This window comes from Burkholderia sp. NLJ2 (assembly GCF_049487195.1).
Lineage (GTDB): Bacteria > Pseudomonadota > Gammaproteobacteria > Burkholderiales > Burkholderiaceae > Burkholderia > Burkholderia pyrrocinia.
Map to the genome: position 1 here is coordinate 536,711 of NZ_CP137810.1, position 16,509 is coordinate 553,219.

General features: G+C 67.6%; 15 protein-coding genes. 6 read left to right on the forward strand and 9 right to left on the reverse strand.

Annotated elements, in window-relative coordinates:
• Positions 1 to 19: 19 nt before the first annotated feature.
• Together R9B84_RS24810 and R9B84_RS24815 are read right to left on the reverse strand one after the other, a co-directional pair.
• Positions 20 to 1,570, reverse strand: coding sequence for an NCS1 family nucleobase:cation symporter-1 (locus tag R9B84_RS24810; RefSeq protein ID WP_423762677.1), 1,551 nt, complete (start codon positions 1,568 to 1,570; stop codon positions 20 to 22).
• 252 nt (positions 1,571 to 1,822) lie between these two features.
• Positions 1,823 to 1,999 (reverse strand): hypothetical protein, encoded by a 177-nt coding sequence (locus R9B84_RS24815; protein ID WP_423762678.1) that lies wholly within the window; start codon positions 1,997 to 1,999, stop codon positions 1,823 to 1,825.
• Positions 2,000 to 2,226: 227 nt separating this feature from the next.
• Between R9B84_RS24815 and R9B84_RS24820 the strand changes: the two genes are divergently transcribed.
• Complete coding sequence (locus R9B84_RS24820) at positions 2,227 to 2,775, forward strand: DUF3005 domain-containing protein (RefSeq protein ID WP_423762679.1); 549 nt, start codon at positions 2,227 to 2,229, stop codon at positions 2,773 to 2,775.
• Positions 2,776 to 2,839: 64 nt separating this feature from the next.
• On the opposite strand, the gene R9B84_RS24825 is transcribed toward R9B84_RS24820, so the two are convergent.
• Complete coding sequence (locus R9B84_RS24825) at positions 2,840 to 3,601, reverse strand: DUF4397 domain-containing protein (RefSeq protein ID WP_423762680.1); 762 nt, start codon at positions 3,599 to 3,601, stop codon at positions 2,840 to 2,842.
• A 403-nt stretch (positions 3,602 to 4,004) separates the two neighbouring features.
• Here R9B84_RS24825 and R9B84_RS24830 point away from each other — a divergent pair, with 403 nt between their 5' ends.
• Entirely contained in the window at positions 4,005 to 4,337 is a 333-nt protein-coding gene (locus R9B84_RS24830) for a hypothetical protein (protein WP_423762681.1), read from the forward strand.
• A 128-nt stretch (positions 4,338 to 4,465) separates the two neighbouring features.
• Here the strand turns inward: R9B84_RS24830 and mmsB are convergent, their stop codons facing one another.
• From mmsB to R9B84_RS24845, 3 genes are all read right to left on the reverse strand, one after another.
• Positions 4,466 to 5,356: a 3-hydroxyisobutyrate dehydrogenase gene (gene mmsB, locus R9B84_RS24835; RefSeq protein WP_423762682.1), complete on the reverse strand. Its 891-nt coding sequence runs from the start codon at positions 5,354 to 5,356 to the stop codon at positions 4,466 to 4,468.
• Positions 5,357 to 5,371: 15 nt separating this feature from the next.
• Entirely contained in the window at positions 5,372 to 6,898 is a 1,527-nt protein-coding gene (locus tag R9B84_RS24840; protein ID WP_423762683.1) for a CoA-acylating methylmalonate-semialdehyde dehydrogenase, read from the reverse strand.
• Positions 6,899 to 7,016: 118 nt separating this feature from the next.
• Positions 7,017 to 8,336: an MFS transporter gene (locus tag R9B84_RS24845; RefSeq protein ID WP_423762684.1), complete on the reverse strand. Its 1,320-nt coding sequence runs from the start codon at positions 8,334 to 8,336 to the stop codon at positions 7,017 to 7,019.
• A gap of 156 nt (positions 8,337 to 8,492) precedes the next feature.
• Between R9B84_RS24845 and R9B84_RS24850 the strand changes: the two genes are divergently transcribed.
• Together R9B84_RS24850 and R9B84_RS24855 are read left to right on the forward strand one after the other, a co-directional pair.
• Entirely contained in the window at positions 8,493 to 9,452 is a 960-nt protein-coding gene (locus R9B84_RS24850; RefSeq protein ID WP_423762685.1) for a LysR family transcriptional regulator, read from the forward strand.
• Between the two features lie 121 nt (positions 9,453 to 9,573).
• Complete coding sequence (locus R9B84_RS24855; protein WP_423762686.1) at positions 9,574 to 10,077, forward strand: SRPBCC family protein; 504 nt, start codon at positions 9,574 to 9,576, stop codon at positions 10,075 to 10,077.
• Between the two features lie 3 nt (positions 10,078 to 10,080).
• Here the strand turns inward: R9B84_RS24855 and R9B84_RS24860 are convergent, their stop codons facing one another.
• From R9B84_RS24860 to R9B84_RS24870, 3 genes are all read right to left on the reverse strand, one after another.
• A complete protein-coding gene (locus R9B84_RS24860; RefSeq protein ID WP_423762687.1) occupies positions 10,081 to 10,989 on the reverse strand; it encodes a hypothetical protein in 909 nt (302 codons plus the stop codon).
• 166 nt (positions 10,990 to 11,155) lie between these two features.
• Positions 11,156 to 11,878, reverse strand: a complete 723-nt coding sequence (locus tag R9B84_RS24865) for a haloacid dehalogenase type II (RefSeq protein ID WP_423762688.1) — start codon at positions 11,876 to 11,878, stop codon at positions 11,156 to 11,158.
• A 209-nt stretch (positions 11,879 to 12,087) separates the two neighbouring features.
• A complete protein-coding gene (locus R9B84_RS24870; RefSeq protein WP_423762689.1) occupies positions 12,088 to 12,726 on the reverse strand; it encodes a hydrolase in 639 nt (212 codons plus the stop codon).
• 198 nt (positions 12,727 to 12,924) lie between these two features.
• On the opposite strand from R9B84_RS24870, the gene R9B84_RS24875 reads away from it, so the two are divergent.
• Both R9B84_RS24875 and R9B84_RS24880 read left to right on the forward strand, forming a co-directional pair.
• Positions 12,925 to 13,818, forward strand: coding sequence for a LysR substrate-binding domain-containing protein (locus tag R9B84_RS24875; RefSeq protein WP_423762690.1), 894 nt, complete (start codon positions 12,925 to 12,927; stop codon positions 13,816 to 13,818).
• Between the two features lie 421 nt (positions 13,819 to 14,239).
• Positions 14,240 to 16,489: a putative bifunctional diguanylate cyclase/phosphodiesterase gene (locus R9B84_RS24880; protein WP_423762691.1), complete on the forward strand. Its 2,250-nt coding sequence runs from the start codon at positions 14,240 to 14,242 to the stop codon at positions 16,487 to 16,489.
• Positions 16,490 to 16,509: the final 20 nt, after the last annotated feature.

Here is a 16,509-nt window from a genome sequence, read left to right on the forward strand (position 1 = left end):
GTGACTCCTATGCGTGTGTTCAGTGTTGCGCGCAGGCGACCGCGATGGGTTCGCCCGAGCGCTCGTCGTATTGCCGTTTGCGATCGGCCAGCAGCCAGTACACGCTGCCCGCGATGGCCGCGCCGAGCAGCCAGGAGAACGGCGTCATCGCGCTGAAGGCCGGCACGACGGCGAGCGTGATCGAGATCAGCGCGGACGGCACGAGCGCCGCGAGTGCCTTGCGGTTCACGCCGCGCGTGTAGAAATAGGCACCGGTCGGCGCTTCGGTATAGAGATCGGGCACGTTCACGCGCTGCTTGCGCACGAGCCAGTAGTCGACCGTGATGATCCCGTACAGCGGGCCGAGCAGCGCGCCGAGGCCGGACAGGAAATAGACGATCACGATCGGGCTGTTGTACAGGTTCCACGGCAGGATCAGCACGGCGATCGTCGCGCTGATCAGGCCCGCGCGGCGGAACGACAGGCGGTGCGGCGCGAGGCTCGTCAGCACGAAGGCCGGCGCGACGAAGTTCGCCATGATGTTCACGGCGACCGTCACGATCAGGAATGCGAGGCAACCGAGCACGAGGAACAGCTTGTTCGGCACCGTCGCGATGATTTCCGTCGGGCTGTGGATGATGTGGCCGTTCAGCTTGAACTGCGCGCCGGCGAGCACGAAGCTGACCGTCGCGAACACCAGGATGTTCACCGGCAGGCCCCAGAAGTTGCCGACCCGCACCGTCTTCGCGCTCGGCGACGAGCGGGCGAAATCGCAGAAGTTGAGCACCAGCGTGCCGTAGATCGCGAGCCACAGCGAACCGCCCGCGAAGACCTCCGTCCACATCTTCAGGCCGGTCATCGGCTTGCCGATCGACATCGCGAGATGGCCGCCCGTGCGGCTGAACATCCATGCGGCGAGCGACAGCGTCGTGACGAGGATCACCGGGCCGGCGAGCCCCTCGTACTTGCGGACCATTTCCATCCCGTACGTGAGGATGCCGATCTGCACGAGCCAGATCGCGACGAACGTGATCCAGCCGAGCGTCGACAGCCCGAAGATCGCGTTCTGATCGAATGCGGCGAGGCCCGGCCAGATCGCGGTGAGCAGCACGCGCAGCACGACGGACGCGAGATAGGTCTGGATGCCGAACCATGCGATCGCGATCACCGCGCGGATCATCGCGGGCAGCAGCGCGCCGTAGATGCCGAAGCTCATCCGGCTGATCACCGGGAACGGCACGCCGGTCTTCTGGCCCATGTAGCCGGTGAGGTTCATGAAGCAGTACACGAGCACCGCGCCGATCGCGAGCGACGCGAGCATCTGCCAGCCCGACAGGCCGAGCGCGAACAGCCCGATCGCGAACGAGTAGTTCGCGATGTTGTGCACGTCGTTGGTCCACAGCGCAAAGATGCTGTAGCGGCCCCAGGTCCGGCCCTCGGCCTTGGTCGGCGCGAGGTCGGGGTTGTGCAGCCGCGGGCTCAGCGCGGGGTCGCGCGTGGCCGGGTCGGTTCGATGCGATGCGTCGTCCGCGCCGAGCACGAGGCCCGGGCGGTGAGTGGCTTCCAGTTGCACGCCGTTGTCTCCTTCCATGTGCGGGGCGCGAAACCGGCAGCGTGTGCACGCAGCGCGGGCCCGGCCGCCGTGGACGTTATGTCTCGGATTTGTTCGCGAGTATGGGTGGCCGGCCCGGTGATGGGAAATTAAATATTCGGCTGGGCGGCATTTGAAAAATGAATGGAACGCGATCGGCGGCGGTGGCCGGGCTCGGCACGCGAATTGCGCGCCGATGGGCTCCATTCCTTTCGACATCAGCGGAGGTGTCATGCAGCGATATTCATTTCGTCATATATCGCGAGCTGTCTTCGCCGGCATCCTGATTGCGGGCTTGGCGGCAGGCGCAGGCTGCCAGAAGAAGAGCGACAGCGGCGATTCGGGCGCAGCGAGCGGCATGTCGGCCGCACCGTCCACCGCACCGTCGGGCATGCCGGGCAGCGGCTCGGCCGGAAGCGGCGCGGCCATGCCGGGCGCGGCCTCCGCGCCTGCTTCCGCGCCGGGCGGCTGACCGGTCGGGCGGACGGCGCGGGTGCGCCGTTCGCTGGTCGAGTGCCGTGCGGGCTTCGCACGTGCGCCGGGTGGCGCGCGTGCGCGCGGTCGTGCTCATGAAAGATTTGCAAGAACCGTTGTAGCGATTCCAGGACCGGCGGCGTCGGCTTGAGTCAGCGCATGCCGGCCGGACAGGAGGTGCGATGCAGAACGCGGAATCGAACCCTGACCCGCAAAAGCAGCGGGAACAGATCGAGGAGAACCCGGGAAAGACGCCGGCGGCCGGCGACATGCCCGACGCGGCACCCCACGCCGCCCGGGTGGCGCGGCGCCCGCTGACGCCGGAGGCGATCGCGGCGAAAATGCCGACCGGCCTGCCGCCGATCGACGTCGGCGTGCACGCGGTCGACAGCGGCGATCCGGTGCGCCGGGCCGCCGGCCGGATCGTCACGCTCGACAACGCGAACATGGCGATGACCGACAACACGGTCGACGTCGACGGCAAGGGCATGGAAGCCGCCACGGGCGCATCGGAGTGGCACGACAACGTGATCTATTCGAACGCGTCGCTCGACGACGCCGTCGACACGCCCGACGAAGGGCTCGGCGGGATCGAGAGCCGACCGTCCGGTAACCTGCCGCAGATCGCGACGCTGCCGGGCTGGCGCGTGCGCCATGTCGGCGATGTCGATATCGAGCATGGCGACGGTACGCGCGTCGAGCATGTGATTCGCCTCGAGCGGGTCGACTGAAGCCGAGGCTCGAGGTCCCCGGCGGCCGGCACTGCCGCACCGGCCGCCGCGACCGTCGGAGCGCTTACTGCGGGCCCAGTTCCTGTGCCGACGTATCGGCGTCGTTGCCCTGCGCGACGAGCACGTGAATATCGTTCGGCGTCACGTCGCCGATCCCGCCCGACGGAATCGTCACGAGCAGCCAGTCGGCGTTGTTGTTGATGGTGACCGGCGCGGTCTTGAGGATCGGCGTTTTGCTGCCGGCCATCGTGACGATCACCTGATAGCTGCCGCCGTTCAGGTAGATCGAATCCTGCGTCGATGCCGGCACCGCGTTCTGGTAGGCCGCGCCCGCCAGCGTCGGGCTTTGCGCCGTGATGTCGGTGCCGGGCGGAACGACATAGACGTCGACGTTCTGCGCGTTCGGCGACGCGTTGAAGCTGCGCACGCGCGCCTTGTCCGACAGCAGCCCCTTGTTGTACGGATCGTCGATCACGGAGATCGGCGACGACGTGCTCGGCAGCGCGATCGTCGTGTAGTGATGGCCGTTTGCCGCGCTGAACGATTGCGCGGCGACGGTCGCCGTCGTGCCCGACACGTCGTAGCTCGCGTTCTGCGTGCCCGAATCGATGTCGTGATAGCGCGTCACGCCCTTGTACGCGACGCCGGCCTGGTCGATTTTCGCGTTCAGGTAGTAGTCGAGATTCGGCCCGGCCGGCACCGCGTTGATGAAGCGCGCCTGCGGCTTCGAGATGCCGAGTTCGGTGCCGACGTCGTTGCCGCCGCCGCATGCCGCGAGCACGGAAATGACGGAGCACAAGGCCATCAGTGTTCGTATTGATTTCATGTTGTCCTCTCGTTCAGGGAGCCTGCTGGCGATGCGGGACCGCCGCGCGCTGGATCGCGCGGGGCGCAGCGCCGGTTGCGGGAAGAATGCTGTCCGCCGGGGAGGCGGGCGCGTGGATGGTGCAAGCGATGTACCTGCGCGGCGGACGACGAATCAACGCAGGAAGCGCACGCCTCGACCGGCTTGCGGGCGTGAGCGCCCGAAACGGCGCACCGGCCGGGAAAAAACTACCTACGGGGTGAAAGCGGGCGCGGCGCCGGGCTGTAAATCTTGCCTGCGCTTGCGATCGTTTAACCATTCGAAACAATGTGTTCACTGAAAGGGGCATGATCTCCGGCGATCGAGCAGGCATACTGTCGCCTATGTTGCTCAATACACGTCGAACGGCGTGCGCTTGCCCCTCATGTTCATTCCAGTTTCTTTTCGAACCCTGCGATGGTTGACCGTCGCGGCTGCCGCATGCTTGCTCGCCGCGTGTTCGACCGCTTCCGACGTGACCGCGACGTCGAGCCCGAACGTATTCACCGTGACGACGCGCACGGTCGGCGTGGCGACGACGTGGGCCGATGCCCATGCGAAGGCCGTCGACGAAGCCACCAACTACTGCACGCAGCGCGGGATGCGCGCGAGCCTGAAGCAGGAATCGCTGACCGGCGGCCGCCGCGTCGACGCACGCTCCGAACTCGCATTCGAGTGCCACCCGACCTTCGAGACGGCGTCGAACCCGCGCGGGTGAACGACCGGCGGCGTTGCGTCGCCGGCGCCTGAAGCGGCACCTGCGTTTTCCTCCCCCGCATGCAATCCGACCCGCGATACGCGCAAGCGCATCGCGGGTCGGCGCACGTCCGGCGTCGGCTGCGCAGGTTATGCCGGCTGCGCCTCGTACAGCTTCACGCACGCGGAGAAATCGAGCGTGCCGAGCCCCTGCTGGCTCATCGACTGATAAAGCTGTTGCGCGAGTGCGCCCATCCACACCGGCTGATGCGCGCTTCGTGCGGCTTCGGTCGCGAGCCCGAGATCCTTCAGCATCAGGTTCGCCGCGAAGCCGCCCGCATAACCGCGCGCGGCCGGCGCCGTGTCGCTCACGCCCGGATACGGGTTGTAGGTGTCCGCGCTCCAGCAGCGGCCGGTCGACGTGTTGATGATGCCGGCCAGCACGGCTGGCTCGATGCCGAGCGCGGCGCCGAGCGCCATCGCTTCCGACACGCCCATCATCGAGATCCCGAGCAGCAGGTTGTTGCAGATCTTCGCGATCTGCCCGGTGCCGGTGCCGCCGCAATGCACCACGTTCTTGCCCATGTCGAGCAGCACGGGGCGGATGCGCTCGAACAGCTCGGCATCCGCGCCGACCATGAAGGTCAGCGTGCCGGCCTGCGCGCCGCCGGTGCCGCCCGACACGGGCGCGTCGGCGAGCGGGAAGTCGCGCTGTGCGGCCGCTTCGGCCACCGCGCGCACGGTGCCGGGGTCGATCGTGCTGCAGTCGATCAGCGTTGCGCCGGCGCGCGCGCCGGCCAGCACGCCGTCGTCGCCGAGGTAGACGGCGCGCACGTGCTGCGCGGCCGGCAGCATCGTGATCACGATCGTGCCGCGCGCGGCCGCGTCGCGCGGCGAGCCGGCCGCCGTCGCGCCTGCGCGTACCGCGGCGTCGACTGCGTTCGCGTCGAGGTCGAACACCGTCAGCGCGTGGCCGGCCTTGAGCAGGTTGGCGGCCATGGGGCCGCCCATGTTGCCGAGCCCGATGAATGCGATTTCCATGTGCGAGCCCCTCGATTAGCGCAACGCGATCGTCGTGTTCACGCCGCCGGCCGTCGCGTCGTCGTCGAACCAGCGCGCGGTGACCGTCTTCGTCTGCGTGTAGAACTGCACGACCTGCTTGCCGTACGGGCCGAGATCGCCGAGCTTCGAGCCGCGCGAGCCCGTGAAGCTGAAGTAGGGCACCGGCACCGGAATCGGGATGTTGATGCCGACCTGGCCGATGTCGATCTCGCTCTGGAACTTGCGTGCGGCCGCGCCGCTCTGCGTGAACAGCCCGACGCCGTTGCCCATCGGGTTGCGGTTGACGAGCGCGATCGCTTCGTCGAGCGTGTCGGCTTCGAGCACGACGACCACCGGCCCGAAGATTTCTTCCGTGTAGATCGACATGTCGGTCGTCACGCCCGAGAAGATCGTCGGGCCGACGAAGTTGCCGTGCTCGTAGCCGGGCACCTTCACGTTGCGGCCGTCGAGTTCGAGCTTCGCGCCGGCCTTCACGCCTTCGTCGATCAGCGCGGTGATGCGCGCATGCGCGGCCTTCGACACGACCGGCCCGACATCCGTGCCCGGCTCGTGGCCCGCGTTGATCTTCAGCGCCTTCGCCTTCTCGACGAGTTCGGGCAGCCAGTCGCGCGCCTGGCCGACGAGCACGACGACCGACGTCGCCATGCAACGCTGGCCGGCCGCACCGAAGCCCGCGCCGACAAGCGCGTTGATCGACTGCTCGCGATGCGCATCGGGCAACACGACCGCGTGGTTCTTCGCGCCCATCATCGACTGCACGCGCTTGCCGTGCTGGCTGCCGAGGTTGTACACGTGCGTGCCGACGCGCGTCGAGCCGACGAACGAGATCGCCTTGATGTCAGGATGCGTGCACAGGCGGTCGACCGCCGTCTTGCCGCCGTGCACGACGTTCAGCACGCCGGGCGGCACGCCGGCCTCGATCGCGAGTTCGACGAGCTGCATCGTCGACAGCGGATCCTGTTCCGACGGCTTCAGCACGAACGTGTTGCCGCAGACGATCGCCATCGGGAACATCCACAGCGGAATCATCCCGGGGAAGTTGAACGGCGTGATGCCGGCGCACACGCCGATCGGCTGGCGCAGCGTGTAGGTATCGACGCCGCCCGCGACGTTCTCCGCGAATTCGCCCTGCTGCAGCGTGCCGATCGAGCACGCGTGCTCGACCACTTCGAGGCCGCGGAAGATATCGCCCTGCGCGTCGGGCAGCGTCTTGCCTTGCTCGGCCGTCAGCGTGTGCGCGATCCGCTCGAGATTGCGGCGCACGAGATCCTGGAACTTCAGCATGATGCGCAGCCGCGCGCCGATCGGCGTCGTTTTCCACGTCTGGAATGCGCGCTGCGCGGACGCGATCGCGGCGTCGACCTCGTCGAGCGTCGCATACGGCACGCGGCCGATCGTTTCCTGCGTCGCGGGGTTGACGATGTCGCCCCATTCGGTGCTTTGCGATTCGACGAATGCGCCGTCGATCAGCAGCTTGGCGGTGGGCAGGGCGAGGGTGGTCTGGGGAACTGCGGCGTTCATGGAACTCTCCGGGATGGAAGCGGTGTTGCGATGAAAAAGGCCGCCCGTATCCGCCGCACGTGCAGGCACGGCGGACAAGCAGGACGAACTGGATCCGGTCGGCTACCGGCTGGCGCGCTCAGGCGCGCGGCGGCCGCATCAGTGCAGTACACCCGAGCGCGAACACGCCGAAGCCGACGAGGTACGCGATCACGTAGTGCGGCTGGCCGCCGCCGACCTTGAGCAGCGACGTCGCGATCATCGGCGCGAAGCCGCCGCCGATCACGCCGGCCAGCTGCACGGACAGCGAGATGCCGCTGTAGCGGATTTCCGCCGGGAACTGCTGCGCGAACAGCAGCGCTTCCGGCGCATAGAGGATCGGGAACACGACGCCGAGGCCGAGCACGATCGCCCACCACGCATACGACGTCTGCTGCGTGCCGAGCATCATGAAGAACGGCGCGGCGAACGCGCACATCAGCACGAGGCCGATCGCGAACATCCGGCGCTGGCCGATCTTGTCGCTCAGGTGGCCGCACAGCGGCATCGTGACGAGCGACAGCGCGGCGCCGGCCGTGATCGCGTGCAGCATCCCGGCCTTCGGCAGATGGAGCTGCTGGGTCGCGTAAGCGAGCGCGAACGTGACGACCATGTAGAACCACGTGTTCTCGGCGGCGCGCGCGCCGACGATCGTCAGCACCTCGCGCGGATGGCGGCGCAGCGCGGCCGTCACCGGCGACTTCTCGGCCTTGCCCTGGCGCTGCATCTTCTCGAAGTCGGGCGACTCGGGCACCTTCGCGCGGATGAACCAGCCGAGGCCGACGAGCGCGATGCTCGCGAGGAACGGCACGCGCCAGCCCCACGACAGCATGTCGGCTTCCGGCAGCGCGGCCACCGCGGCCATCGCGAGCGACGACAGGATCAGGCCGAGCCCGACGCCCGTTTGCGGCAGGCTGCCGAACAGCCCCTTGCGGCCCTTCGGCGCGTGTTCGACGGCCATCAGCACCGCGCCGCCCCATTCGCCGCCGACGGCCATCCCCTGCAGGAAGCGCATCGCGATCAGCAGCGCGGCGCCCCAGTAGCCGATGCTGTCGTACGACGGGATCAGCCCGATGATCATGCTCGGCACGCCCATCAGCAGCAGCGTGATCATCAGCATCGACTTGCGGCCGATCCGATCGCCGAAGTGGCCGAACACGATGCCGCCCATCGGCCGCCCGATGAAGCCGACCGCGAACGTGCCGAATGCGGCGAGCGTGCCGACGACGGGGTCCAGCGACGGGAAGAAGATGCGGTTGAACACGAGCGCGGCGGCCGTGCCGTAGAGGAAGAAGTCGTACCACTCGATCGTGGTGCCGGCCATGCTGGCCCAGCCGGCCAACAGGTAGTGCTTCGCGGTGCGGGCGGGTGCCGGCGTCGCGACTGTCGCATGCTCATCGAGGGTGGATCGCGTCCGCATGGTGTCTCCGTGGTGGGTGCCGCGGCTCGTGGTCCGCAGGTCACGGTCGAGTATAGTTATGCGCAGATTCATCATGTACCGATAAAGAAACCGGTTGGATGTGCATTTATGCATATCGACGGCCGGCCCGGAGACTCCAGCCCTTTTTCCTCGCCGATGCGACATGCCACCGAGCCGGTTTCCGGCAACCTGAACTGGGACGACCTGCGTTTCTTCCTCGAAGTCGCGCGCACGCAGCGCGCGAGCGGCGCCGCGAAGCGGCTCGGGGTCGACTACACGACCGTCGCGCGGCGCGTTCGCGCGCTCGAGGCCGCGATGGGCACGCTGCTGTTCGACAAGTCGCGCTCCGGCGGCTTCACGCTGACGGCCGAAGGGCAGCGGCTCGTCGCGTATGCCGACGCGATGGAGACGACCGTGCAGTCCGCATGCGACCAGGTCGCGAACACCGGCGAGGCGCTGTCGGGCCACGTGCGGATCGGGTCGACCGAAGGGTTCGGCTGCTTTTTCCTGGCGCCGCAGCTCGCGCAGTTTCGCGCCGCGCATCCGCATGTGACGGTCGACCTGCTGCCGGTCCCGCATTTCGTCAACCTGCCGAAGCGCGAGGCCGATCTGGCGATCACGCTCGAGCGGCCGGAGCGCGGGCCTTACGTGTTCACGAAGCTGTGCGACTACCAGTTGCGGCTCTACGCGACGCGCGACTATCTCGCGAACCACGCGCCGATCGCGTGCACGGACGATCTCGCGCGGCACGCGTTCATCAGTTATGTCGACGATCTCGCGTTCAGCAACGAACTGCTGTACCTGGACCGCGCGGTGCCGGGCGCGACGGCCGGGCTGCGCACGACGAGCGTGATCGCGCAATATTTCGCGGCGCTGCAGGGCGGCGGGCTCGCGATCCTGCCGTGCTTCATGGCGGCCACGCAGCCGGCGCTGGTGCCCGTGCTGCCGGACGACGTGGTCGTCACGCGGTGCTTCTGGCTGACCTGCCGCGAGGATCTGCGCAAGCTGCGGCGCGTGACCGCGCTGTGGGATTACCTGCGCGCGGCGGCGGATGCGAACCGGGAATTGCTGATGGGGGAGTCGGGGACGTTGAAATTCGTCGGCGAGGCTGGTTAGCCGGTGACTGAAGCGGCGGCGATTCGCGCGGCGATCGCGGCAGCGGTGCTCGCGCGGCACAAGGCGGGCGCGAGGGCTATCATCGCGTCATGTCCGCACCGGCAGCCGCCAGGAGAGTGTCGTGGAAATTCATTCGCAATGGACGTTCGATTGCCGGCCCGAGCATGTATGGCCGCATTTCCTCCATGCGCGGATGGACGATACGCGGCCGCTGCTGTTTCGCCTCGGCGTGCCGAAGCCGGTCAGTTGCCGCGTGCTCGAAGGCACGCCGGCCGTCGGTAATACGCGGCAATGCACGACCGATCGCGGCACGATCGACCAGCGGATACTCGTGCTCGACGAGAATCGCCGGCTGCGTTACCGGATGGTGTCGTCGACGGTCTGGTGCCGGGCTTGGGTCGAGCTGCTCGAAGACGAATTCACGCTTGCGCCGATCGAAGGGGGCAGGACGCGTGTCGAGCGGCGCACCGTGTTCAGCGCGCGCGGAATCTTCAAGCCGGTCAGGCAGATCGGCTTATGGCTCGCATTGCAGCAGGCCCACCGGTATGCGGCGCGCAACTGGCGGCGCCTCGCGATTGCGGCGAAGGGGCGTTCCGCCGCGACGGAACGGGCGCCCGGGGCCTAGCGCCTACGCGTAATAGATTCGCCCGATATCGGTGTCGCGCATTTGCCCCGTGCGTTCGGCTTCCTCGCGCGCGACGCTGAAATCGCGCGTGCACAGATCCGGGCGGCCGAGCGCATTCAGGATGCTCGACGTGCGCCACGCCGGCAGCCAGTCGGACCACGAGAGCCGCACGCCGATGATCAGCGCCAGCAGCGTACCCACCATCAGTGGCCCGCCCAGCAGCATGGCCAGATCGAGTTCGAGGTCGGAAAACCCGCCGTCCCCGGTCCAGAGCACCAGGAGCATCATCGGGATCAGCAGACAGTTCATGCCGATGAACAACCATTTCCACGCCAGCCAGAGGCTGTGCGTCATGCCGGCCAGCCCGGTCTCTCCGCAGGCGTAATCCATGACCAGATAGCGCCTGTCGGGAGACGACAGCGCAAACAGGCGACCCTGTCGATCGATGACGGCGACGACTTCATCGCCGACCTCGAAGCATTGCCCGCCCAGAAATCCACGATACGTTTTCCCGCCGATTTCGATTTCCACCGGGAGTTTGGCCAGGAGAATCCTGCCGTTCTTGCCGACGGTCACGTAGGCGTTCTGCGATGCGAAGGTCTTGCTGTCGCGGATATTCGCATACGACCACGTTGCCGGATGCTCGACCTTGTCGGCGTCGGCGTTCAGTTTGGCAAGGATGCTGTCTTCGTTGCCTTGCTGAAAAACCAGCGCATTGGCCGCGGCGCCGTTGCCGGTCAGCGCGGCCATGATCGGCACCACGTTGTGCGTGAACCAGTAGCCGAGCGAGCGCTTCCTGGCTTCCGGGTCGACTGGCTGCAACAGGTGGGCTTCGGAACTGTCTTGATCCGGGCGTTCGAGAAAGCGCAACGCGGTCAGTTTGCCTTCGACCAGATGTAGGGGAGATGACATGCGGGCAGGCGAAACGGAATGACGATGGACGCAGAGTCTACCAGTGGCCCGTGCGCCCGTGCGTCCGTGCCGCCGGCACCGGCCGTTGTGCAACCGTGTGACGCGTGCATACGGCTTGCGGCCGGCCCGATTGCGTGGTTCGCGCAATCATCGGCCGATGCGGCGCTCAAGCCGGGCAGTCGAGCCGATCAGCGAGTTCGTTCAGGTCCCTGACGTCGAAGTCCCACGCGTCTTCTGCTTGCAGGTCGGTCGTCTGGCCGGGCCCGTGTTCGGTCGGCCGCAGCACGAATGCGGTCGACAGCCCGAGCCGGCGTGCGGCGGCGAGATCGCCGTTGTGCGCCGCGACCAGGCACAGCTCGGCCGGCGCGACGCCGAGAATCTCGACCGTGTCGCTGTACACCTGCGGCGAAGGTTTGTACGCGCGGACGACTTCCGCGCCGAGAATCGCGTCCCACGGCAGCCCTGCGCGCTTGGCGACGTCGACCATCAGCCGGATGTTGCCGTTCGACAGCGGCGCGATGATGAAGCGTTGCTTCAGCCGGTGCAGCGCGGCGACGGCGTCGGGCCACGGGTCGAGGCTGTGCCACGCGAGGTTGAGCGCATCGATGTCCGCGTCGGGCACGTCGACGATCCCGTAGCGGTCGAGCGTGCGGACGAGGTTCTCGCGATGCAGCACGTCGAGCCGCACGTAGCGGCGGCGCCCGCTGCGGATTTGCTCCATCGACGGCGAATATTCGGCCCGCCACGCATCGGCGAACTCGACCGGATCGAGCGCCGGCGCGTGGCGATCCAGGAAGGTGGCGGCACCGCGTGCGACGCCGCTTCTCCAGTCGACGATCGTTCCGAAGACATCGAAAACGAGCGCCTTGATTTCGGTGGGGTTCGTCATGGTGATCCAGTGAAGGTCGTTCGATGAGGACACACGTCGCCGTGCCGCCGGAATGCGCGACGCCGGTTCGATCGACATTGAATCACGGATACGAAAACGCGGCTTGGCGGGGCCGCGATGTTGTCCGGGTGCCGCTGGAACGGATACAAAGACAGCGTGGGCGCGCGCCGCCGGAGGGAAATCCCGCGGTCGCGCGCGCCGGGCCCCGGTCAGCTCCTGTCGTACGAGAACTGGATGCCGGCCGTGCCGCCGGTTTCGATGAACAGGTTGATGAACGCCGGCACGGTGGCGCTGCGCGCCCAGTCGCGCTGCAGTTCGCAGAACAGTTGCGCGACGCTGATCATCTGCCCGCCGGCCTGCTCGATGCGGCGCAGCGCCGCCTCGTGCGCGGCGACCGACGTGCCGCCGACGGCATCGACGACCACGTACACCTCGTAGCCGGCCTTCAGCGCGTCGAGGGCCGGGAACGTCAGGCACGCTTCGGTCCACAGCGCGGTCATGATCAGTTTCTTGCGGCCGGTCGCCTCGACGGCCTTGCGGAATTCGACGTCTTCCCACGAGTTGATGCTCGTGCGGTCGTAGGTCGGATAGCCTTCGAGCGCCGCGCGCAGTGGCGGGATCGGCGGCTTGTTCAGGCCTGTCTTCACGTTGACGGTCGAATGGACGATCGGCAGGCCGTACGCGACGGCCGCCTTCGACGCGCCGACGATGTTGTTGATCAGCAGTTGGCGATCCATCGATGCGATGGAGTTCACCTGGACCGGCTGGTAATCGATGACGATGAACGCCGCATTCTGCGGGGTGAGCAGGTGGTCGTTCGCGGGGTCGCGAATCGGTTCGCTTGCCATGGTTGCCTCCAGAGACAGTGCAGGAAGTGAGGGGGGAGTGCCACGCTCGGTGAATCGGGCGGGCTGCCGGCGGAGCCGGATGAAACGATCCCGGCCACCGCGACAACATCGATCCACGTCGAAAAACAATGCTATTCGCGCAACAACCGGCGTTCCAGTCCCTTAAAATGCCGTCAGTGTTCTATGAGTGGAACAATCATGGATGACCTGAACGACCTCTACTATTTCGTGAAGGTGGTCGAGCATGGCGGGTTCACGCAGGCCGGGCGCGCGCTGGATGTCCCGAAATCGACGCTGAGCCGGCGTATCGCGGCGCTGGAGGCGAAGTACGACGTGCGGCTGCTGCAGCGCACGACACGTCATTTCACGGTCACGGACATCGGGCGCGAATTCTACGAGCGCTGTCACGCCGTGCTGGTCGAAGCCGACGCCGCGCGCGAGGTGATCGAGCGCCGGCACGCGGAGCCGCGCGGCATCGTCCGCGTGAGCTGCCCGACCGCGCTGCTCGAATATCGCGTGAGCGAACTGGTCGCGCGCTTCATGGCCATTCATCCGCAGGTGCACGTGCATCTCGAGGCGACGAACCGCCGCGTCGACCTGCTGAGCGAAGGGTTCGACCTTGCGCTGCGCGTGCGCTTCCCGCCGCTGGAGGACAGCGATCTCGTGATGCGCATCCTCGCCGACAGCCCGCAGCGGCTGGTGGCCGCGCCGCAATGGCTGGACGGGCGCGCTGCGCTGTCGGACCCGGCCGAGCTGGCCGGCGCGCCGAGCCTCGACTGGGGGCCGGCGCGGCATCACGTGTGGCAACTGGTCGGACCGAACGGCGAGCACGCGCAGTTGCGCCACCATCCGCGCTTCATCACCGACGACATGCACGCGCTGCGCGACGCGGCGATTCACGGCGTCGGCATCGTGCAGTTGCCGTGCATGGTCGTCGAGGGCGACCTGCGCAACGGCACGCTGGTCGACGTGTTGCCCGGATGGGCGCCGAAGGGCGGTGTGGTGCACGCGGTGTTTCCGTCGCGGCGCGGGCTGCTGCCGCGCGTGCGCCTGCTGATCGACTTCCTGGCCGAACACATCCGCAAGGATTGACGGGCGGCGCGCCGCGTTCGGCGCGTCGCAGCGTGTCGGTCGCGGCCGCGATCGATGCACCGAGGGCCGTGGCGCGGACGGTTGAAGCGGGATTGAAGCGGGCGCAAAGCAGGGCGCCGCCACACGCCGACGAACCGGTTTCGACAGCGCGCATGGCGGTGCCCGAGGCCGTCGCGCGGCGCGCAAGTCTTTCGGCAAGCTGACCGGCGCACGAGAGCGGCACGGCAACCGCGCGTAAGCCCTGATGCATGCGGATTCGCGGGTTGTCACGGATTGGTGTTAAATACATTTCGGCGCGCCTTGGCTCGGCGCGAAAACGGGGCGCATCGGGTATCAGCGTAAACCCGGGGCGAAAACGGCACGAAGGATCGAAAACGAATCGGGCGCATCAGACCCGATCGGACAGACGGCAGGATTCAACTTGAATACCGAACCGCAAAGTTCTCGTTACAGCCTCGGGCTCGCGGCGGAAGTGCTCGCGTCCGAGCAGAGCGTGCTGAGGCTGATCACGCGCAACACACCGCTGCCGGAGCTGTTGATCGAAGTCTGCCGGCGCGCCGAGACTTTGCTCGGCGACGGCGCATCGTGCACGATCCTGCTGCTCGATACGGACGGCGTGCACGTGCGTGTCGGCGCGGCGCCGTCGTTGCCCGCGCAGTACAGCGCCGCGATCGACGGCGCGTCGATCGGGCCCGCCGCGGGCTCGTGCGGCACGGCGATGTACGAGCGCCGGATGATTGCCGTCGAGGACATCGAAACCGATCCGCTGTGGGCCGACTACCGTTCTGTCGCGTTGCCGCTGGGCCTGCGCGCGTGCTGGTCGGTGCCGTTCCTCGACGAGGCAGGCGCCGTGCTCGGCGCGTTCGCCGTCTATCACCGCACGCCGCGCCGGCCGAGCGACGAGGAAACCGCCCTGTTGCGCGATATCGGCAACAGCGTCGGCCTCGCGGTTCACCAGGACCGGATGGTGCGGCAGCTCGCGCGCAGCGAGGAACATCACCGGCTCGTCGTCAACAGCCTGAACGAAGGGATTCTCGTCGTGTCGCGCGACGGCGTCGTGGTCGCGAGCAACCCGAGCGCGGACCGGATGATGCGCGTGAAGGGCGACCTCGTCGGCCGCCGGCTGTCGACGGTGATCCTGCGCAAGCTGCGCGAGGACGGCACGCCGATCGCGCCGGACGACTGGCCGAGCCGGCTCGCGCTCGAGACGGCCACGCCGATGCTCGGTTACACGGTCGGCTTCGGCCTGGCGGACGGCGACATCATCTGGGTGCGCGGCAACGCAGTGCCGATCGTGAGGCCGGGCGAGACGCAGGCCGACTCGGTGCTCGTGTCGTTCAACGACATCGGCCCGGTGCGCGAAGCGCAGCAGCAGTTGCGCTACCTGGCGACACGCGATGCGCTGACGGGCCTCTATAACCGCCGCTGGCTCGCCGACCGGATGCGCGAGCTGTTCGGCAGGCAGGATGCGGCGGCCGGGCCCGCGCGCGTCGCGATCCTGTTCATCGATCTCGTCGGCTTCAAGAAGGTCAACGACACGGCCGGCCACGACGCCGGCGACGCGCTGCTGCGCAGCGTCGCGTCGCGGCTCGCGGGCTGCGTAGGCAGCCGGCATGCGCTCACGCGCGTCGGCGGCGACGAGTTCGTGATCCTCGTCGACGACTGTGACGATCCCGACCGTCTCGCGGTGCTCGCGCGCGAGGTGATCGATGCGATCGCGAAGCCGTTCGCGGTCGCGAACAACGAGTACTGGCTCGGCGTGTCGATCGGCATCAGCGTCGCGCCGCGCGACGGCGACGACGCGGTCACGCTGATGCGCAATGCCGATTCGGCGATGTACGACGCGAAGCAGCGCGGCCGCAATCACTTCACGTTCTTTACCGCGCAGCTCAATCTGCGGCTGCAGCGTCGCTTCGCGGTCGAGCAGTCGCTGCGGCGCGCGCTCGCGTCGGACATGCTGCGGCTCGCGTACCAGCCCGTCGTCGATGCGCGCAGCGGCCGCACGGTCGGTGCCGAGGCGCTGCTGCGCTGGACGAGCCCCGAACTCGGGCCGATGTCGCCGTCGGAATTCATTCCGATTGCCGAAGATACGGGGCTGATCGTCGCGATCGGCCAGTGGGTGCTCGAAACCGCATGCCGCCAGGCGGCCGAATGGCGCCGCACGATCGCGCCCGACCTGATGGTGGCCGTCAACCTGTCGCCGCGGCAGTTCCACGAAGGGCTCGTCGAATCGGTCGCCCGCTGTCTCGCGCAAACGCGGCTCGACCCGTCCGCGCTCGAACTCGAGATTACCGAAGGACTGCTGATGAACGACACGGACACCGTGCTGCCGATGCTCGAAGCGCTCACGGACATGAACGTGCGGATCTCGGTCGACGATTTCGGCACCGGCTATTCGTCGCTCGCGTACCTGAAGCGCTTTCCGCTGCACAACCTGAAGGTCGACCGTTCGTTCGTGTCGGGCGTGCCCGATCATCACGACTCGGTCGCGATCACGCAGGCCGTCGTCGCGATGGCGCATTCGCTCGGGATGAAGGTCACGGCCGAAGGCGTCGAGACGCAGGCGCAATCGCGGTTCCTGCAGCAGATCGGCTGCGACATGCAGCAGGGCTACCTGTTCAGCCGGCCGCTCGACCCGAACGACTACGCGCGCCGGCTCGGCGCCGCGTGAGCGCGGCGCGCGGGCCAGGG